This is a genomic window from Variovorax sp. CF313 (assembly GCF_000282635.1).
Classification (GTDB): Bacteria; Pseudomonadota; Gammaproteobacteria; order Burkholderiales; family Burkholderiaceae_C; genus Variovorax.
In genome coordinates this window covers 70,255-85,560 of record NZ_AKIW01000023.1, presented here as the reverse complement: position 1 = coordinate 85,560, position 15,306 = coordinate 70,255, and the positions used below count along the sequence as shown (strand labels likewise).

At 65.6% G+C, this 15,306-nt stretch carries 19 protein-coding genes; 9 read left to right on the top strand and 10 right to left on the bottom strand.

Going from position 1 to position 15,306, the window contains the following annotated elements; genetic code table 11:
- Window positions 1-186: 186 nt before the first annotated feature.
- Entirely contained in the window at window positions 187-1,083 is an 897-nt protein-coding gene (gene dapA, locus PMI12_RS07830; RefSeq protein WP_007830818.1) for a 4-hydroxy-tetrahydrodipicolinate synthase, read from the top strand.
- Here dapA and PMI12_RS07825 read toward each other — a convergent pair.
- From PMI12_RS07825 to PMI12_RS07800, 6 genes are read right to left on the bottom strand one after another with little or no spacing between them, the layout of a single operon-like run.
- Window positions 1,070-1,321, bottom strand: coding sequence for a MoaD/ThiS family protein (locus tag PMI12_RS07825; RefSeq protein WP_007830816.1), 252 nt, complete (start codon window positions 1,319-1,321; stop codon window positions 1,070-1,072). The two genes, dapA and PMI12_RS07825, sit on opposite strands and share 14 nt — an antisense overlap.
- Before the next feature lie 5 nt (window positions 1,322-1,326).
- The gene (locus PMI12_RS07820) at window positions 1,327-2,613 is read right to left on the bottom strand and encodes a molybdopterin molybdotransferase MoeA (RefSeq protein ID WP_042673017.1); all 1,287 of its coding nucleotides are present in this window, start codon (window positions 2,611-2,613) and stop codon (window positions 1,327-1,329) included.
- Window positions 2,606-3,151, bottom strand: a complete 546-nt coding sequence (mobB, locus tag PMI12_RS07815; protein WP_007830812.1) for a molybdopterin-guanine dinucleotide biosynthesis protein B — start codon at window positions 3,149-3,151, stop codon at window positions 2,606-2,608. Before mobB ends, PMI12_RS07820 begins: the two co-directional genes overlap by 8 nt.
- Window positions 3,152-3,169: 18 nt before the next feature.
- A complete protein-coding gene (gene thrC / locus PMI12_RS07810; RefSeq protein WP_007830810.1) occupies window positions 3,170-4,585 on the bottom strand; it encodes a threonine synthase in 1,416 nt (471 codons plus the stop codon).
- Window positions 4,582-5,904, bottom strand: a complete 1,323-nt coding sequence (locus PMI12_RS07805; protein WP_007830808.1) for a homoserine dehydrogenase — start codon at window positions 5,902-5,904, stop codon at window positions 4,582-4,584. The genes thrC and PMI12_RS07805 overlap by 4 nt, the downstream gene beginning before the upstream one ends.
- Before the next feature lie 58 nt (window positions 5,905-5,962).
- A complete protein-coding gene (locus tag PMI12_RS07800; protein ID WP_007830805.1) occupies window positions 5,963-7,195 on the bottom strand; it encodes a pyridoxal phosphate-dependent aminotransferase in 1,233 nt (410 codons plus the stop codon).
- Between the two features lie 122 nt (window positions 7,196-7,317).
- On the opposite strand from PMI12_RS07800, the gene PMI12_RS07795 reads away from it, so the two are divergent.
- From PMI12_RS07795 to PMI12_RS07765, 8 genes are all read left to right on the top strand, one after another.
- Window positions 7,318-7,701, top strand: coding sequence for an Mth938-like domain-containing protein (locus PMI12_RS07795; protein ID WP_007830803.1), 384 nt, complete (start codon window positions 7,318-7,320; stop codon window positions 7,699-7,701).
- Window positions 7,702-7,850: 149 nt separating this feature from the next.
- Complete coding sequence (locus PMI12_RS07790) at window positions 7,851-8,327, top strand: peroxiredoxin (RefSeq protein WP_007830801.1); 477 nt, start codon at window positions 7,851-7,853, stop codon at window positions 8,325-8,327.
- Between the two features lie 211 nt (window positions 8,328-8,538).
- The gene (locus PMI12_RS07785; protein ID WP_007830799.1) at window positions 8,539-10,314 is read left to right on the top strand and encodes a PhoH family protein; all 1,776 of its coding nucleotides are present in this window, start codon (window positions 8,539-8,541) and stop codon (window positions 10,312-10,314) included.
- Window positions 10,315-10,462: 148 nt separating this feature from the next.
- Entirely contained in the window at window positions 10,463-10,840 is a 378-nt protein-coding gene (locus tag PMI12_RS07780; protein WP_007830797.1) for a VOC family protein, read from the top strand.
- Window positions 10,841-10,847: 7 nt separating this feature from the next.
- Window positions 10,848-11,297 carry an EVE domain-containing protein gene (locus tag PMI12_RS07775; protein WP_007830795.1) on the top strand — a complete coding sequence of 150 codons (450 nt, stop codon included), beginning with the start codon at window positions 10,848-10,850 and terminating at the stop codon, window positions 11,295-11,297.
- A gap of 11 nt (window positions 11,298-11,308) precedes the next feature.
- Window positions 11,309-11,758, top strand: a complete 450-nt coding sequence (locus PMI12_RS07770; protein WP_007830793.1) for a GyrI-like domain-containing protein — start codon at window positions 11,309-11,311, stop codon at window positions 11,756-11,758.
- The gene (locus PMI12_RS29555; RefSeq protein ID WP_007830791.1) at window positions 11,755-11,886 is read left to right on the top strand and encodes a hypothetical protein; all 132 of its coding nucleotides are present in this window, start codon (window positions 11,755-11,757) and stop codon (window positions 11,884-11,886) included. Before PMI12_RS07770 ends, PMI12_RS29555 begins: the two co-directional genes overlap by 4 nt.
- On the top strand, window positions 11,886-12,635 hold the full coding sequence (locus PMI12_RS07765; protein ID WP_007830788.1) for a helix-turn-helix transcriptional regulator: 750 nt from the start codon (window positions 11,886-11,888) through the stop codon (window positions 12,633-12,635). The genes PMI12_RS29555 and PMI12_RS07765 overlap by 1 nt, the downstream gene beginning before the upstream one ends.
- Window positions 12,636-12,644: 9 nt before the next feature.
- Here the strand turns inward: PMI12_RS07765 and dnaB are convergent, their stop codons facing one another.
- The 4 genes from dnaB to priB all read right to left on the bottom strand — a co-directional run bounded on the left by dnaB (window position 12,645) and on the right by priB (window position 15,305).
- Window positions 12,645-14,051, bottom strand: a complete 1,407-nt coding sequence (gene dnaB / locus PMI12_RS07760; protein WP_007830785.1) for a replicative DNA helicase — start codon at window positions 14,049-14,051, stop codon at window positions 12,645-12,647.
- Between the two features lie 171 nt (window positions 14,052-14,222).
- Entirely contained in the window at window positions 14,223-14,675 is a 453-nt protein-coding gene (gene rplI / locus PMI12_RS07755) for a 50S ribosomal protein L9 (RefSeq protein ID WP_007830783.1), read from the bottom strand.
- A 12-nt stretch (window positions 14,676-14,687) separates the two neighbouring features.
- On the bottom strand, window positions 14,688-14,969 hold the full coding sequence (gene rpsR, locus PMI12_RS07750; protein WP_007830781.1) for a 30S ribosomal protein S18: 282 nt from the start codon (window positions 14,967-14,969) through the stop codon (window positions 14,688-14,690).
- Between the two features lie 21 nt (window positions 14,970-14,990).
- Complete coding sequence (gene priB / locus PMI12_RS07745) at window positions 14,991-15,305, bottom strand: primosomal replication protein N (protein WP_007830777.1); 315 nt, start codon at window positions 15,303-15,305, stop codon at window positions 14,991-14,993.
- Between the last annotated feature and the right edge of the window lies 1 nt (window position 15,306).

Here is a 15,306-nt window from a genome sequence, read left to right as displayed (position 1 = left end):
CACGCCGAGAGCCGTTGCGCGTGCCAGGGCAGCAACAAAGCCAAAAAACCAAAGCTCGTCTGACCGGAGCCGAGGTTCCGTCGTCGGATGAGCGACGGAACCTGCAAAAGGCTTTGGCCCCTTTCGGGTTGTGCGCGCATCGGACGATGGTTCGTTCCATCGGTCGATTCCTGAAAGGAAGCCCGCGTGCCTCAACAACAACCAAGCTCCACCACCCCTGATTTCTCCGGCTTCTGGGTGGCCCTCGTTACCCCGTTCCGCGACGGCGCGGTGGACCATGCCGCCCTCGCCGCGCTGACGCGGCGGCTCGCCGGCGATGGCGTGACCGGCTTCGTGCCCTGCGGCTCGACCGGCGAGGCCGCCGCGCTCGATGAAGCCGAGCAACTGGCCGTGCTCGATACCGTGCTGGCCGCGGCCGGCGGACTGCCGGTGGTCATGGGCATTTCCGGCTATCACCTGGGCAAGGCCACGGCCTGGGCGCGCAAGCTCTCCGAACGCCCGCTGGCGGGCCTGCTGGTGGCTGCGCCGCACTACGTACGGCCGTCGCAGGCCGGCCTGCTCGAATGGTTCCGCACCATCGCCGATGCCAGCACGGTGCCGGTGCTGGTCTACGACATTCCCTATCGCACCGGCGTCACCATCGCCCGCGACACGCTGCTGGCGCTGGCCGAACATCCGCGTATCCGCGGCATCAAGGACTGCGGCGGCGACATGGCCAAGACGCGCGCCGTGATCGCCGACGGTCGGCTGCAGGTGCTGTCGGGCGAGGATCACCAGATCTTCGGCACCATGGCCGAAGGCGGCGCGGGCGCCATCGCGGCCAGCGGCAATGTGCAGACGCGCCGCTTCGTGCGGCTGGTGCGCCTGCTGGCGGACAACCGGTTGGCCGAGGCGCGCGCCGAATGGCAGGCGCTGCAGGCGCTGGTGGAGATGCTCTTTGCCGAACCGAATCCCGGCCCGCTGAAGGCGCTGCTGGCGCACGCGGGCGAAATGCAGGACGAATTGCGCTCGCCGATGACCCGTGCGTCCGACGGCCTGCGCGAGCGCCTCGCGGCCCTGGACGGGCGCCTCAACCGCCCGTGACGGGTGGAAAGAATGCGACTTCGCAGCCTTCGCTCAGGGCGGCGGCTTCGTCGCTCATCATCTGGTCGAGCGCCATGCGCACCGCCTTGCCGCGTGCAAGCGCGGTGGCGTAGGCTCCACCGCGGGCGATGAGCTCGTCGCGCAGGGCCGAAAGCGTCCCGGCCTTCGTGTCGACGGTTTCGCCGCTGCTGCAAAGGGCTTCGCGCACCGAGGCGAAGTAACGGATCTGGATCTTCATACGATTCAGGCGAGCAGCGATGCGAAGGGAATGAAGTCGACGGTGTCGCCTGCCTTGATCGTCTGGCCGGCAGGGTTGTCGACCAAGCCGTCACCCCAGACCATCGAGGTCAGCACACCCGAGCTCTGGTTGCCGAACAGGTCGAGGCCACCGTCCGCGTTGCGCCGCGTGCGCAGGAACTCCCGGCGCTTGTCGGCGCGCAACCAGTCGAAATCGGCGCGCATCTTCACCGCTTCCGGCGCGACGCGCGCGGCGCCCTGCAGCGCCAGCAGGAAGGGCCGCACGAGCATCAGGAAGGTCAGGAAGCTCGACACCGGATTGCCGGGCAACCCCGTCACATGGCAGGCGCCCTGCCCGTTGCTGCGCGCGATCGAGCCATAGGCGAAAGGCTTGCCGGGCTTCATCGACAGCGACCAGAGCTGCAGCTCGCCCAGCGATTGCAGCGCCGCGCGGATGTGGTCTTCCTCGCCGACGGAGACGCCGCCGGTGGTGATGATCAGGTCGCTCGTCTCCGCCGCATCGCGCAGTGCGGCGATGGTGGCTTCGCGGTCGTCGGGCACGATGCCCAGGTCGTTCACTTCGCAGCCCAGGCGGCGCAGGAGGGCCCGCATGAAGAAGCGGTTGGAGTTGTAGATGGCGCCAGGCTTCATCGCGTCGGGTGCGACCTCGCCGGGCATCGCCAGTTCGTCGCCAGTGGAGAGCATGGCCACACGCGGCTTGCGGGCCACCTGCAGGCGGTCGAAGCCCACGCTGGCCGCAAGGCCGAGCGCGGCGGGGGTGAGGCGCTCGCCCTTCTTCAGCACGACATCGCCCGAGGCCACGTCTTCGCCCGCGCGACGGATCCATTGGCCGGCAGCGGGAACGATGGCGATGCGCACCGAGCCCAGGCCGCCTTCCTGCGGCATTGCCGTGGTGTCTTCCTGCATCACGACGGCGTCGGCGCCTTCGGGGATCTGCGCGCCCGTGAAGATGCGCGCCGCGGTGCCGGCCGCGAGCGGCGTGCCGACGGTGCCTGCGGGGATGCGCTGCGTCACCTTCAGTTCGGCGCCCGGTGCGGCACAGTCGGCCGCGCGCACGGCGTAGCCGTCCATCGCGCTGTTATCGCGCGGCGGCACGGTGAGGCCGGAGACGAGGTCCTGCGCCAGCACGCGGCCGTCGGCGTCGAAAGTACCGACGCTCTCGGCGGGCAGCTTCGGCAATGCCTTCGCGAGCAGGACCGCGACCGCCTCATCGAGCGGCATCAGCGGCGGGCGCGAGGAAGAAGCGGCGAAAGGAACGGGTGAATCAGCCATGGTGATCGGGGTTGTATTCGAAGCGGTCGCCGCTGTCGATCAACCACCTCGCAATGGCCTCGGCGTCGTTGAGGTCGAACAACGGCCGCTCGGTGGGCGACGGCAGGCTGGCAGGCGCGTCGGTGGCCACGGCGATGACGAAAGGATCGTCCGCGTACAGCACAGGCCGCGACGGCTTGCCCGCTTCCGGCAGCCGCCAGACCTCGATCTTGAGCACGTCGCTGTGGCGGAAGCCCTCGACCAGCACCCAGTCGGCAGCCGGATGCACTTCGGCCAGCAATTGGTGCACGCTGAGTTCGACGGGAGCCTCGAACTCGCGCATCACGGCCAGCCGCTTGTCGGAGGCGACCACCACCTCGAAGGCACCCGCCTCGCGGTGGCGGTAGGTGTCCTTGCCGGGATGGTCGATGTCGAACTTGTGGTGCGCGTGCTTGACTACCGACACGCGCTGGCCGAGCCGCTTGAGCGCCGGTATCAGGCGCTCAAGCAGCGTGGTCTTGCCCGCGCCCGAATAGCCGGCGAAACCGACGACTTTCATGCGAAGACCCGACCGCGATCAGTCACAGTTTTCGGCGATGTAGGCCTTGACGGCCTCGGCATCTGCAGGCAGCTTGACGACGCGCTTGGGCAGCGCCTCGATGCCTTCGAACTTCTTCGGCCGCGCGGGCTCCGCGCCGAGCGCCTCGACCAGCGTGGCCGCAAACTTGATCGGCAGCGCCGTTTCGAGCACCACCATCGGCACGCCGGGCACGTGCTGTTCGCGTGCAGCCTTCAGGCCATCTGCCGTGTGCGGGTCGACCAGCGTGGCAAAGCGCTTGTCGGTGTCGCGAATGGTGGCCAGGCGGTCGGCGTGCGTGCTGCGGCCACTGCGAAAGCCGAAGCGCCCCGCGGCCTGCTTGAACGCCGGGTCGGCGCTCAGATCGAAGCTGCCCTGCAGGCCCAGGTCGTCCACGAACAGCTTGCGCAGCTTGGCCGCATCGCGCCCGACAAGGTCGAACACGAAGCGCTCGAAGTTGCTGGCCTTGCTGATGTCCATCGACGGGCTGGAGGTTTCGTGCGTGTCGACGGCCGCGCGCACGCGGTAGACGCCAGTGCGAAAGAACTCGTCGAGCACGTCGTTCTCGTTGGTGGCGACCACCAGCGTCTGGATCGGCAGGCCCATCGAGCGCGCCACGTGGCCCGCACAGACATTGCCGAAGTTGCCCGAGGGCACGGTGAAGCTCACCGGCTTGTCGTTGCTCGCGGTGGCCTGGAAATAGCCCGCGAAGTAGTAGACGACCTGCGCCAGCAGCCGCGCCCAGTTGATCGAGTTGACGGTGCCGATGCGGTACTTGCGCTTGAAGCCCAGGTCGTTCGATACCGCCTTGACGATGTCCTGGCAATCGTCGAACACGCCGGTGATGGCGATGTTGTGGATGTTCTCGTCCTGCAGGCTGAACATCTGCGCCTGCTGGAACGGGCTCATGCGGCCGTCGGGCGAGGTCATGAAGACACGCACGCCCTTCTTGCCGCGCATGGCGTATTCGGCCGCGCTGCCGGTGTCGCCGCTGGTCGCGCCGAGGATGTTGAGCTCCGCGCCGCGGCGGGCCAGCTCGTACTCGAACAGGTTGCCCAGCAGTTGCATCGCCATGTCCTTGAAGGCCAGCGTGGGGCCGTTGGACAGGGCTTCGAGGTACACGCCGTCCTCGAGCTCGCGCAGCGGCACGATCTCGTCGGTGCCAAACACTTCGGCGGTGTAGGTCTTCGCGCAGATCGCTTTCAGGTCGGCCGGCGGAATGTCGTCGATGTAAAGCGAGAGGATCTCGAAGGCCAGTTCGGCGTACGGCAGCTTGCGCCACTTCGCCAGGGTGGCAGCATCGACCTGCGGATACGCCTCGGGCAGATAGAGGCCGCCATCGGGCGCAAGGCCTTCGAGGAGAATTTCGCAGAAGCGCTTGCGGTCCGGGTGGCCGCGGGTGCTCAGGTAGTTCACTTCAACTCTTCCTTGCGGATGCGCACGATGGGTTCGAGCACGGTGGGCAGCGCCTGCAGCTCGGCCATCACGTCGTTGACGGTGCCTTCGCGCGCGTCGTGCGTGAGGATGATCAGGTCGGTCTGCGTGGAACCTTCGCCGCCCACTTCGTCGGCTTCGCGCTGCAGCACGGCATCGATGCTGATACCGGCGGTGGCCAGCAGGCCCGTGACCTTGGCTAGCACGCCGGCCTGGTCGGCCACGCGCAGGCGCAGGTAGTAGCTGGTGACAACTTCCGACATCGGCAGCACCTTCAGGTCGCTCATCGCGTCGGGATGGAAGGCCAGGTGCGGCACGCGGTGCGCGGCGTCGGCAGTATGCAGGCGGGTGATGTCGACGAGGTCGGCGATCACGGCGCTGGCGGTCGGCTCGCTGCCTGCGCCTTTGCCGTAGTAGAGCGTGGTGCCCACGGCGTCGCCGTGCACCACCACCGCGTTCATCGCACCTTCGACGTTGGCCAGCAGGCGCTTCGAGGGCACCAGCGAGGGGTGCACGCGCAGTTCGATGCCCTTGGCAGTGCGCTTGGTCACGCCCAGCAGCTTGATGCGATAGCCCAACTGCTCGGCGTACCTGATGTCCTGCGCGGCGAGCTTGGTGATGCCCTCGATGTGGGCCTTGTCGAACTGCACCGGAATGCCGAAGGCGATGGCACTCATCAGCGTGACCTTGTGGCCGGCGTCGACGCCCTCGATGTCGAAGGTCGGGTCGGCTTCGGCGTAGCCCAGGCGTTGCGCTTCCTTCAGCACGGTCGCGAAATCCAGGCCCTTGTCGCGCATCTCGGACAGGATGAAGTTGGTGGTGCCGTTGATGATGCCGGCCAGCCACTGGATGCTGTTGGCCGTGAGGCCTTCACGCAGCGCCTTGATGATCGGGATGCCGCCGGCCACCGCCGCCTCGAAGGCCACCATCACGCCCTTGGCGTGCGCGGCCGCGAAGATCTCGGTGCCGTGCACGGCGAGCAATGCCTTGTTGGCCGTGACCACGTGCTTGCCGGCCGCAATGGCCTCGAGCACGAGCTGCTTGGCGATGCCATAGCCGCCGATCAGCTCGATGACGATGTCGATGTCGGGGTTGGCGATGACTTCGCGCGCATCGCTGACCACCTTGACGCTTTCGCCGGCCACTTCGCGGGCGCGGGCAGTGTCGAGGTCGGCCACCATGGTGATCTCGATGCCGCGGCCAGCGCGGCGCTTGATCTCTTCCTGGTTGCGCTGGAGCACCTTGAAGGTGCCGCTGCCGACCGTGCCTGCGCCGAGCAGGCCTACTTGGATGGGTTTCATTGGGAGAGTCGCGTTCATGGTTTCGATGGGGTGGCGGCAGCAGTGATGCAGGCAGGCTTCATGGCCGCGACTGGCGGCGCAGGCGGTACTGTTCCAGGAACCTCGCGATGCGGTTGATGGCCTCGCGCAGGTCGTCTTCATGGGGCAGGAACACGATGCGGAAGTGATCCGGCGTGGCCCAGTTGAAGCCGGTGCCCTGCACCAGCATCACGCGGGTTTCCTTCAGCAGTTCGAGGAAGAACTGGCGATCGTCCTCGATCGGATAGACCTCGGGATCGAGCTTGGGGAACATGTAGAGCGCGGCGCTCGGCTTGACACAGCTCACGCCCGGAATGGCGGTGATGAGTTCGTAGGCCAGGTCGCGCTGGCGGCGCAGCCGGCCGCCCTCGCACACGAGGTCGTTGATGCTCTGGTAGCCGCCGAGCGCCGTCTGGATGGCCCACTGGCCGGGCACGTTGGCGCACAGGCGCATGTTCGAGAGCATGTTCAGGCCCTCGATGTAGTCCTGCGCGCTGCGCTTGTCGCCCGACACCACGAGCCAGCCGGCGCGGTAGCCGCACGAGCGGTAGCTCTTGGAGAGCGAATTGAAGGTGAGCGTGAGCACGTCGCTCGACAGGCTGGCGATGGCGGTGTGCTTCACGCCGTCGTACAGGACCTTGTCGTAGACCTCGTCGGCGAAGATCACGAGGCCGTGCTCGCGCGCGATGGCCACGATGCTCTTGAGCAGCTCGTCGGAATACAGCGCACCGGTCGGGTTGTTCGGGTTGATGACCACGATGCCCTTGGTGCGCGGCGTGATCTTGGCGCGGATGTCGTCGAGATTCGGCATCCAGCCGTTGGCCTCGTCGCACAGGTAGTGCACCGGCGTGCCGCCCGACAGGCTCGTGGAGGCGGTCCACAGCGGGTAGTCGGGGGCCGGCAGCAGCAATTCGTCGCCGTCGTTGAGCAGCGCATTGGTGGACATGGCGATCAGCTCGCTGGCGCCGTTGCCGAGGTAGATGTCGTCGAGCGTGACGCCCGCGATGCCCTGCTTCTGCGTCTCGTGCATCACCGCCTTGCGTGCCGCGAAGACGCCCTTGCTGTCCGAATAGCCGGCCGAGGTGGGCAGGTTGCGGATCATGTCCTGCTGGATTTCCTCGGGAGCATCGAAACCGAACACGGCGAGGTTGCCGATGTTGAGCTTGATGATCTTCTGGCCGTCCTCTTCCATCTGCTTGGCGGCATCCATGATGGGACCGCGGATGTCATAGAGAACGTTGGCCAGCTTGGCCGATTTCTTGAGCTGCTTCAAAGGGCCCTCCCGGGCGCGGAAATTAACGGGTTGAACGGGTTGCTTACTCGAAGGCAAAGGCCCTTGCGAGCCCCGTGGCACTAGGGAAAACCTATAATTTGACCACAGTTCCCAGTGCCCAGATGAAGCTCCAGCCCGACAAATCCGACGCCCAGTCCCTTACCGCGCACGGCCCCGGCTGGGTGGCGATCAACAACGAAAAAGTCGAAGGCAGCGTGGTAGTGGGCTCGCGCGGCGAGCGCTTCGAATGGAATTGCTCGAGCTTCGACCAGCTCGGCGCCGAACATTTCGAGCAACTGGCCGCCCTGGGCGCGGAATTGATCATTTTCGGCAGCGGAAACCGCATCCGCTTTCCCCAACCCGGCTGGCTGAAACCCCTGATGGCGCAACGCACCGGTGTCGAGACCATGGACACCGCTGCAGCCTGCCGAACCTACAACATCCTGGCTGGAGAAGGCCGGCACGTGATCGCCGCCCTGCTGGTCGAGAGCCCGCCGCGTGGCTGAGAGAGGTGTTTTCGGGGTAAAATACCGGGTTGCGAACAGGCCAGCTACCCCTAAGTTAGCAACGACCAATCCTCCATTCCTTGAGCAAGTCCCGTCCGAAACGGGGCGAGAGGGCTCAGGAGCGGAATCTAACGGAGAAAACAAGTTTCATGGCGATCGTTGTCAACAAACCCATTCCTGAATTCGACGCCAACGCCACGGGCGGCCTCAAGGTCTCGAATACCTCGCATCTCGGCCATGTGCTGGTCATGTATTTTTACCCGAAAGATAACACTCCGGGTTGCACTACCGAAGCCATGCAGTTCCGCGACCGCTACAAGGACTTCGAAAAGGCCGGCGCCACGGTGTTCGGCGTATCCCGCGACAACATGAAGTCGCACGACGAGTTCAAGGCCAAGCTCGAGCTGCCCTTCGAACTCATCGCCGACACCGAAGAAAAAATGTGCCACATGTTCGGCGTGGTCAAGAACAAGATCATGTACGGCAAGAAGGTCAAGGGCATCGAACGCAGCACCTTCCTTATCGGCGCCGACGGCATCCTGAAGGCCGAATGGCGCGGGCTCAAGGTTCCCGGCCATGTCGACGACGTGCTCAAGGCCGTCAAGGCACTCAAGAAGGCCGCCTGACCGCCTCCCGGCGAGCCGGCGGTGCGCTTTTCCGCTCTTGCGTGGGAAATGCCCAACGCACTGCGTAAAGTGCCTCCGGCGCGTCATCCGCGGTGTGCATAATGGGCTCATGCCGTTGAGCTCCACGACCGCATCCCCCGAACAAAGCCGCCTTGGTCTTCAGGCGGCTTTTTTGTTTTCTGGTTCCCACTTTCTGCGAGCGATCTGACACATGCCATTGCCTCCCGCCCCCACGAAACGCGCTGCATTGCTCTCGCCGGACGCGATCGACGCACCCGCCCGGTCCTCGCACAGAGGTTCGCGCCGTTCCGGCGATTCGCGCGCTGACGAGACCACGGCGCGCAGCCCGCAGCCGCTGGAACTGTTCGACAGCCTCGGCACCGACAGTGCCGGCGGCGGCAACACTGTGCGCCCGGCACGCCGGGCCAAGTCGAAACCGGCGCCCGTACCCGTGAGCGCGCCCCAGCCGCAAGCCCTCATCCAGGTCGAGACGAAGGCACCGGTCGTCGCCACCCCCCCCGCCCCGGCCCCGGCGCCGCAGGCACCGGCACGGCCCAAACGCAGCAAGTCCACCGGCCCCGCCAAGCTGTTCGTGCTCGACACGAACGTGCTGCTGCATGACCCGATGTGCCTGTTCCGCTTCGAGGAGCACGACATCTTCCTGCCGATGATCGTGCTGGAAGAACTCGACGGCCACAAGAAAGGCACCACCGAAGTCGCGCGCAACGGCCGCCAGACCAGCCGCACGCTCGACGCGCTCGCTGGCGCCCAGGATGCCGACATCGACAAGGGCCTGAAGCTCGACACCACCGGCCACCGCGAAGCCGGCGGCCGGCTGTTCTTCCAGACCGCTCCGCTCGACTACTCGCTGCCGATCAGCCTGCCCCAAGGCAAGGCCGACAACCAGATCCTCGGTGTGGTGCACGCGCTACGCGACGAGTACGCCAAGGACCGGCCGGGCAAGCCGAAGCAGGAAGTGGTGCTGGTGTCGAAGGACATCAACATGCGCGTCAAGGCGCGTGCGCTGGGCCTGGCCGCCGACGACTACCAGAACGACAAGACGCTGGAAGACGGCGACCTGCTGTACGCCGGCTCGCTGGCGCTGCCGCCCGACTTCTGGACCCGCCAGAGCAAGACGGTCGAAAGCTGGCAGAGCGGCAGCAACACCTTCTACCGGATCAGCGGTCCGCTGGTGCCCAACCTGTACATCAACCAGTTCGTCTTCTTCGAGGCACCGGGCGAGCCGAGCATGTACGCGCGCGTCACCGAGATCCGCGACAAGACCGCGGTACTCAAGACACTGAAGGACTACAGCTCGGGCAAGAACGCGGTCTGGGGCGTGAACACGCGCAACCGCGAGCAGAACTTCGCGATGAACCTGCTGATGGACCCGGAGATCGACTTCGTCACGCTGACCGGCACCGCCGGCACCGGCAAGACCCTGATGGCGCTGGCCTCCGGCCTCACGCAGGTGCTCGACGACCGCCGCTACACCGAGATCATCATGACCCGTGCCACCGTGAGCGTGGGTGAAGACATCGGCTTCCTGCCCGGCACCGAAGAAGAAAAGATGGGCCCCTGGATGGGGGCGCTCGACGACAACCTCGAGTTCCTGGCCAAGGGCGACGGCGGCGGCGCCGGCGAGTGGGGCCGCGCGGCCACCAACGAGCTGATCCGCAGCCGCATCAAGGTCAAGAGCATGAACTTCATGCGCGGGCGCACCTTCCTCAACAAGTACGTGATCATCGACGAGGCGCAGAACCTCACGCCCAAGCAGATGAAAACGCTGATCACCCGTGCCGGCCCCGGCACCAAGATCATCTGCATGGGCAATCTCGCTCAGATCGACACGCCGTACCTCACGGAAGGCTCCTCGGGCCTCACCTTCGCAGTCGACAAGTTCAAGGGCTGGCCGCACGGCGGGCACATCACGCTGGCGCGCGGCGAACGCTCGCGGCTGGCGGATTTCGCGAGCGACGTGCTCTAAGCCGCGACTCCTGGCCGACAAGAGCCCGCGTGTGCCCCAAGGGGCATCGCGGGCACTTTTTTCGCCTGCGATGACAGCCTACTGACAAGACGTTGTCAGGAGCCGGTCCGCACCATCGGGGCTCCTTCAACCACACGAAAGAACACCCATGTACAAGCAGAACGCCATCAGCTGGTTCGAGATCCCCGTCGCCGACATGGACCGTGCGCAAACCTTCTACGAAACCGTGCTGGCCCGCAAGCTGCGCCGCGAGAACTTCGGCGGCCAGACATTGGCCGTGTTCCCCTACGACGATCCCGCCACCGGCGGCGCCCTGCAGGCCGGCGCCAACGCAAGCGCGCGCGCCGGCACAGGCATCCGCATCTACCTCGACTGCATGCCCAGCATCGACGCCGTGCTCGCGCGGGTCGAGGCGGCCGGCGGCCAGATCGTGGCGCCCAAGTCCGCTTTGCCGCCTGGCATGGGCTTCATCGCCCACCTGCGCGACACCGAAGGCAACGAAGTCGGCCTGCACTCCCTGGAGTGATGCCGCCATGACGCAACGCAACTGGATCGCCGTGGCCAGCGCCGAGCATGCCCGGCGCGGCCGCGACCACCGGCCGCTCGGCTTCATGCAGGTCGGCCATGGCAAGCATGCGCCGCTCAAGCGGGTTGCGGCGGGCGACCGCGTCGTCTACTACTCGCCGGCCACGGTGTTCGGCGGCACGGACAAGCTGCAGAGCTTCGTGTCGATCGGCGTCGTGCAGCCCGGCGAGCCTTACGAGTTCGACATGGGCGACGGCTTCGTGCCGTGGCGCCGCGACGTGGCCTACACGGCCGGGCAGGAGGCACCGATCGCGCCATTGATCGAGCGCCTGGCCTTCATCGAGAACCCCAGGCAATGGGGCTACAAGTTTCGCTTTGGCATGTTCGACGTCACCGATGCCGACATGAAGCTGATCGCCCGGGCCATGAAGGCCGATCCGAAGACGCTGGCACTTTGAGAACAAGCCCCATGGAACCTATCCGCCAACACCTGGACGCCTTCCGCGTCGCGGGCCTCACCGCCCGCACTACCAACCATGAAGAGAACGATCCCGCAACGGCCCGCATCGGCGCACTGTGGGATCGGTTCTTCGGCGAACAGACATACGAGTCGACGCCGCACCGCACCGCTGACGTCCGCCTCTTCGGCGTCTATTCGGCCTACGAGTCGGACACCCGCGACGCCTTCGACGTGACGACGGGCGTCGCCGTCTCGGGCGGCGAAGGCAGCCTTGCCATCGAGGCCGGCGACTACCTTGTGTTCACCGGCCAGGGCAAGATGCCGCAGATGATCATCGCCACCTGGCAGCGCATCTGGCAGTATTTCGAGGCTCACCCGGAAATCGCGCGCAGCTACCGCAGCGATTTCGAAGCCTACGAAGGGCCAGACAGGGTGGCGGTCCACATCGGAGTTTCATGAGCATCAGGAAAAACCGGCGCACCCGGCTGGCCGGCCGCCTTCATCTGCCGAACGTCGGGGCGGCCGTACAGCGCGGCAAGCACTGCTTCGTCGAAGGCTTCGCGAAGAAACTCACCGAAACCCGCTGATGCGCCGCGCCGACCGCCTCTTCCAACTCGTGCAGCTCATCCGCGGACGCCGGCTCACCACGGCTGCGTTCCTGGCGCAGCGCCTCGAGGTGTCGGAGCGCACGGTGTACCGCGACGTGGCCGACCTGCAGCACCAAGGCGTGCCCATAGAGGGCGAGGCCGGCGTGGGTTATCGGCTGGGCGCGGGCTTCGAACTGCCGCCGCTGATGTTCACGCAGGACGAAGCCTCGGCACTGATGGCCGCGGCGCGGCTCGCGCAGAGCTGGGTCGATCCGGCGCTGGCGCGCGACATCGAGAGCGGGCTGGGCAAGATCCTGTCGGTGCTGCCACCGGCGGCACGCGTCTCGGCCGAGGCGCTGGCACTCTATGCCCCTGCGATGGGCCTGGACGACACGCTGCGCACGCGGCTGCAGACGCTGCGCGAGGCGGTGCAGTCGCACAACAAGTTGCGATTGAGCTACCACGATGTGTCGGGCGATGCGAGCGAACGCACGGTTCGGCCGCTCGGCTGCTTCTATTGGGGCAAGGTCTGGACGCTCTCGACCTGGTGCGAGCTGCGCAACGACTTCCGCGGCTTTCGCCTGGACCGCATGGACACGATCGAAATGCTGCCCGAGCGCTTTCGTGACGAACCCGGCAAGACGCTGGCCGACCTGCTGCGGCAGGTGAAGGCCGAGACGGCGCACGGCAAAACGATAAAGCAGAAGCCGCCGGCCTCGCTGCCCCGGCCTGGCGGCAACGTTGGCTGACGCGCTGCGTCAGTACTGGTCGTTGTTGCTGTAGCCCACCAGGTTCTCGAACTTGGTGATCGGCTTCAGGAAGGCCAGTTTGACGGTGCCGGTCGGGCCGTTGCGGTGCTTGCTGATGATCACCTCGGCCACACCCGGCTCCTTCGACTCCTTGTTGTAGTAGTCGTCGCGGTAGATGAACATGATGATGTCCGCGTCCTGCTCGATGGCGCCGGATTCGCGCAGGTCGCTCATCATGGGGCGCTTGTCGGTGCGGCTTTCCACGCCTCGGCTGAGCTGCGACAGCGCGATCACCGGGCACTTGAGTTCCTTGGCCAGCATCTTCAGGCCGCGCGAGATTTCGCCCACGGCCGTGGCGCGGTTCTCGTCGCCCGAGCTGCTGGTCGACATCAGCTGCAGGTAGTCGACCACGATCAGGCCAAGGCGCCCGTACTGGCGCGCAAGCCGGCGCGCGTTGGCACGCAGTTCGCTGGTCGACAGGCCCGGCGTTTCGTCGATGTGCAGCGACACGGTGCGAAGCTTCTCGATGGCTTCGGTGAGGCGCGGCCATTCCTCGTCGCTGAGCTTGCCGGTGCGCAGGTGGCCCTGGTCGATGCGCCCGATGGAGCCGACGATACGCACCGCGAGCTGCGAGGCACCCATTTCCATCGAGAACACCGCCACCGGCAGACCCTCCTCGAGCGCCACGTGCTCGGCGATGTTGATCGCGAGCGAGGTCTTGCCCATCGATGGACGCGCAGCCAGCACGATCATGTCGCCCGGCTGCAGGCCGGAGGTCATCTTGTCGAAGTCGTGGAAGCCGGTGCGAATGCCCGTGATGTCGTTCGGGTTCTCGGCCATTTCGGTCACGCGGTCGAGCAGCTCGACCACCAGGGAATCCATGCTCTGGAAGCCCTGCTTCATCCGCGTGCCTTCTTCGCCGATGTTGAAGATCTTCTGCTCGGCCTCGTCGAGGATCTTGTCGACCGCCTTGCCCTGCGGGTTGAAAGCGTTGGTCGCAATCTCGTCGCTGGCGGTGACAAGTTTGCGCAGGATCGAGCGCTCGCGCACGATCTCTGCATAGCGGCGGATGTTGCTCGCGCTGGGCACGTACTGCGCGAGCGAGTTCAAATACACCAGCCCGCCGATCTCGTCGGCCTTGCCGAGGTTCTGCAGTTGCTCGTAGACCGTGATCACATCGGCCGGCTTGCTGGCATTGATCAGCCCACCGATGGCGGCATAGATCAGCTTGTGCTCGTGGCGATAGAAGTCGCCGTCGACCAGCAGGTCGCCCATTCGGTCCCAGGCGCCGTTGTCGAGCAGCAGGCCGCCGAGCACGCTCGATTCGGCCTCGATGGAGTGAGGCGGAATGCGCAGTTGAGCGACTTGGCGATCGGCCGACGGGTCATTGTCGGCATAGGAGAAAACGGCGGACATGGACTTCCCTTGCAACCCTGCATGCTAAGCCGCGCACGCGGATGCGCGTGTGGACAAGGTTGTGAATAAACAGTGATCTTCCAGTGCAATCGACTGGATAACCCGAGCGCAGAAAAAGAAAAGCCGCCCGAAGGCGGCTTTTGCTGCAGCGCACTAAGGCGCCGTGGACGATCAGGCGGTTTCGCCGTAGACCGTCACGGTGATGTCGACCACCACGTCGGTGTGCAGCGCAACGCTCACGGTGCTGTCGCCAACAACCTTGATCGGGCCATTGGGCAGGCGCACTTGCGACTTGGCGACCTTGTAGCCTTGCTTGCCCAGTTCTTCGGCGATGTCGCCGTTGGTGACCGAGCCGAACAGACGGCCGTCGACGCCAGCCTTTTGCGTCAGCTTGACGGTCGTGCCACCGAGCTTTTCGCCTTGGGCTTGCGATTCGGCCAGCTTGGCAGCCGCAGCCTTTTCGAGTTCGACGCGCTTGGCTTCGAATTCAGCCTTGTTGGCGGCGGTAGCACGGCGGGCGCGGCCCGTCGGGATCAGGAAGTTGCGTGCATAGCCGTCCTTGACCTTGACGATATCGCCCAGGCCGCCGACGTTGAGAACCTTGTCCAGAAGAATGATTTGCATGGTCTCGGCTCCTTAGACGCGGTGCTGGTCGCTGTACGGCACCATGGCCAGGAAGCGCGCGCGCTTGATGGCGGTGTTCAGCTGGCGTTGGTAGATCGCGCGCGTGCCGGTCAGGCGTGCGGGGATGATCTTGCCGTTTTCGCTGATGAAGTCACGCAGCGTGTCGATGTCCTTGTAGTCGATTTCTTCGACGCCAGCGACGGTGAAGCGGCAGAAGCGCTTGCGCTTGAACAGCAGCGACTGGGTGTTGCGCTTCGGGCGCTTGTCTTTGTTGAATTTCTTGAACGTGGCCATTTGGGGACCTCTTGTCGAAAATTAATCTTGCTGAAAATCCTGGATATGCAGGACCGGATGCTTGCCGTTGCCCGGTGTCGCCAGGAAGCCCTGAAAACGCCAGAGACTTCCCATCGACTGTCTTGCGAGCCGTTCGGCGATGGCGCCGAAGGCAACGGCCTTGAGGGCCGTCTTCACCTGCCTGGGTTTGCCTGCCTCCTGGAGCGTCGACTCGTGTTCGAGCTTCAGATCGATGGCGGGCAAGCCGGCTGGCGTGTATCGCAGGGCTCCGAGTTCGGCAACGGAGGCGGTCAGCAGAAGCTGGTTGACCCCGGTTGCCGTAGCGGCAGCAGTCACG

Coding starts and splice junctions, on each gene's coding strand:
- PMI12_RS07825 (WP_007830816.1), bottom strand. CDS start 1,321: ATGAAGATCCAGATCCGTTACTTCGCCTCGGTGCGCGAAGCCCTTTGC.
- PMI12_RS07820 (WP_042673017.1), bottom strand. CDS start 2,613: ATGGCTGATTCACCCGTTCCTTTCGCCGCTTCTTCCTCGCGCCCGCCG.
- mobB (WP_007830812.1), bottom strand. CDS start 3,151: ATGAAAGTCGTCGGTTTCGCCGGCTATTCGGGCGCGGGCAAGACCACG.
- PMI12_RS07805 (WP_007830808.1), bottom strand. CDS start 5,904: ATGAAACCCATCCAAGTAGGCCTGCTCGGCGCAGGCACGGTCGGCAGC.
- PMI12_RS07795 (WP_007830803.1), top strand. CDS start 7,318: ATGAAGCTCCAGCCCGACAAATCCGACGCCCAGTCCCTTACCGCGCAC.
- PMI12_RS07790 (WP_007830801.1), top strand. CDS start 7,851: ATGGCGATCGTTGTCAACAAACCCATTCCTGAATTCGACGCCAACGCC.
- PMI12_RS07785 (WP_007830799.1), top strand. CDS start 8,539: ATGCCATTGCCTCCCGCCCCCACGAAACGCGCTGCATTGCTCTCGCCG.
- PMI12_RS07780 (WP_007830797.1), top strand. CDS start 10,463: ATGTACAAGCAGAACGCCATCAGCTGGTTCGAGATCCCCGTCGCCGAC.
- PMI12_RS07775 (WP_007830795.1), top strand. CDS start 10,848: ATGACGCAACGCAACTGGATCGCCGTGGCCAGCGCCGAGCATGCCCGG.
- PMI12_RS07770 (WP_007830793.1), top strand. CDS start 11,309: ATGGAACCTATCCGCCAACACCTGGACGCCTTCCGCGTCGCGGGCCTC.
- PMI12_RS29555 (WP_007830791.1), top strand. CDS start 11,755: ATGAGCATCAGGAAAAACCGGCGCACCCGGCTGGCCGGCCGCCTTCAT.
- PMI12_RS07765 (WP_007830788.1), top strand. CDS start 11,886: ATGCGCCGCGCCGACCGCCTCTTCCAACTCGTGCAGCTCATCCGCGGA.
- dnaB (WP_007830785.1), bottom strand. CDS start 14,051: ATGTCCGCCGTTTTCTCCTATGCCGACAATGACCCGTCGGCCGATCGC.
- rplI (WP_007830783.1), bottom strand. CDS start 14,675: ATGCAAATCATTCTTCTGGACAAGGTTCTCAACGTCGGCGGCCTGGGC.
- rpsR (WP_007830781.1), bottom strand. CDS start 14,969: ATGGCCACGTTCAAGAAATTCAACAAAGACAAGCGCCCGAAGCGCAAC.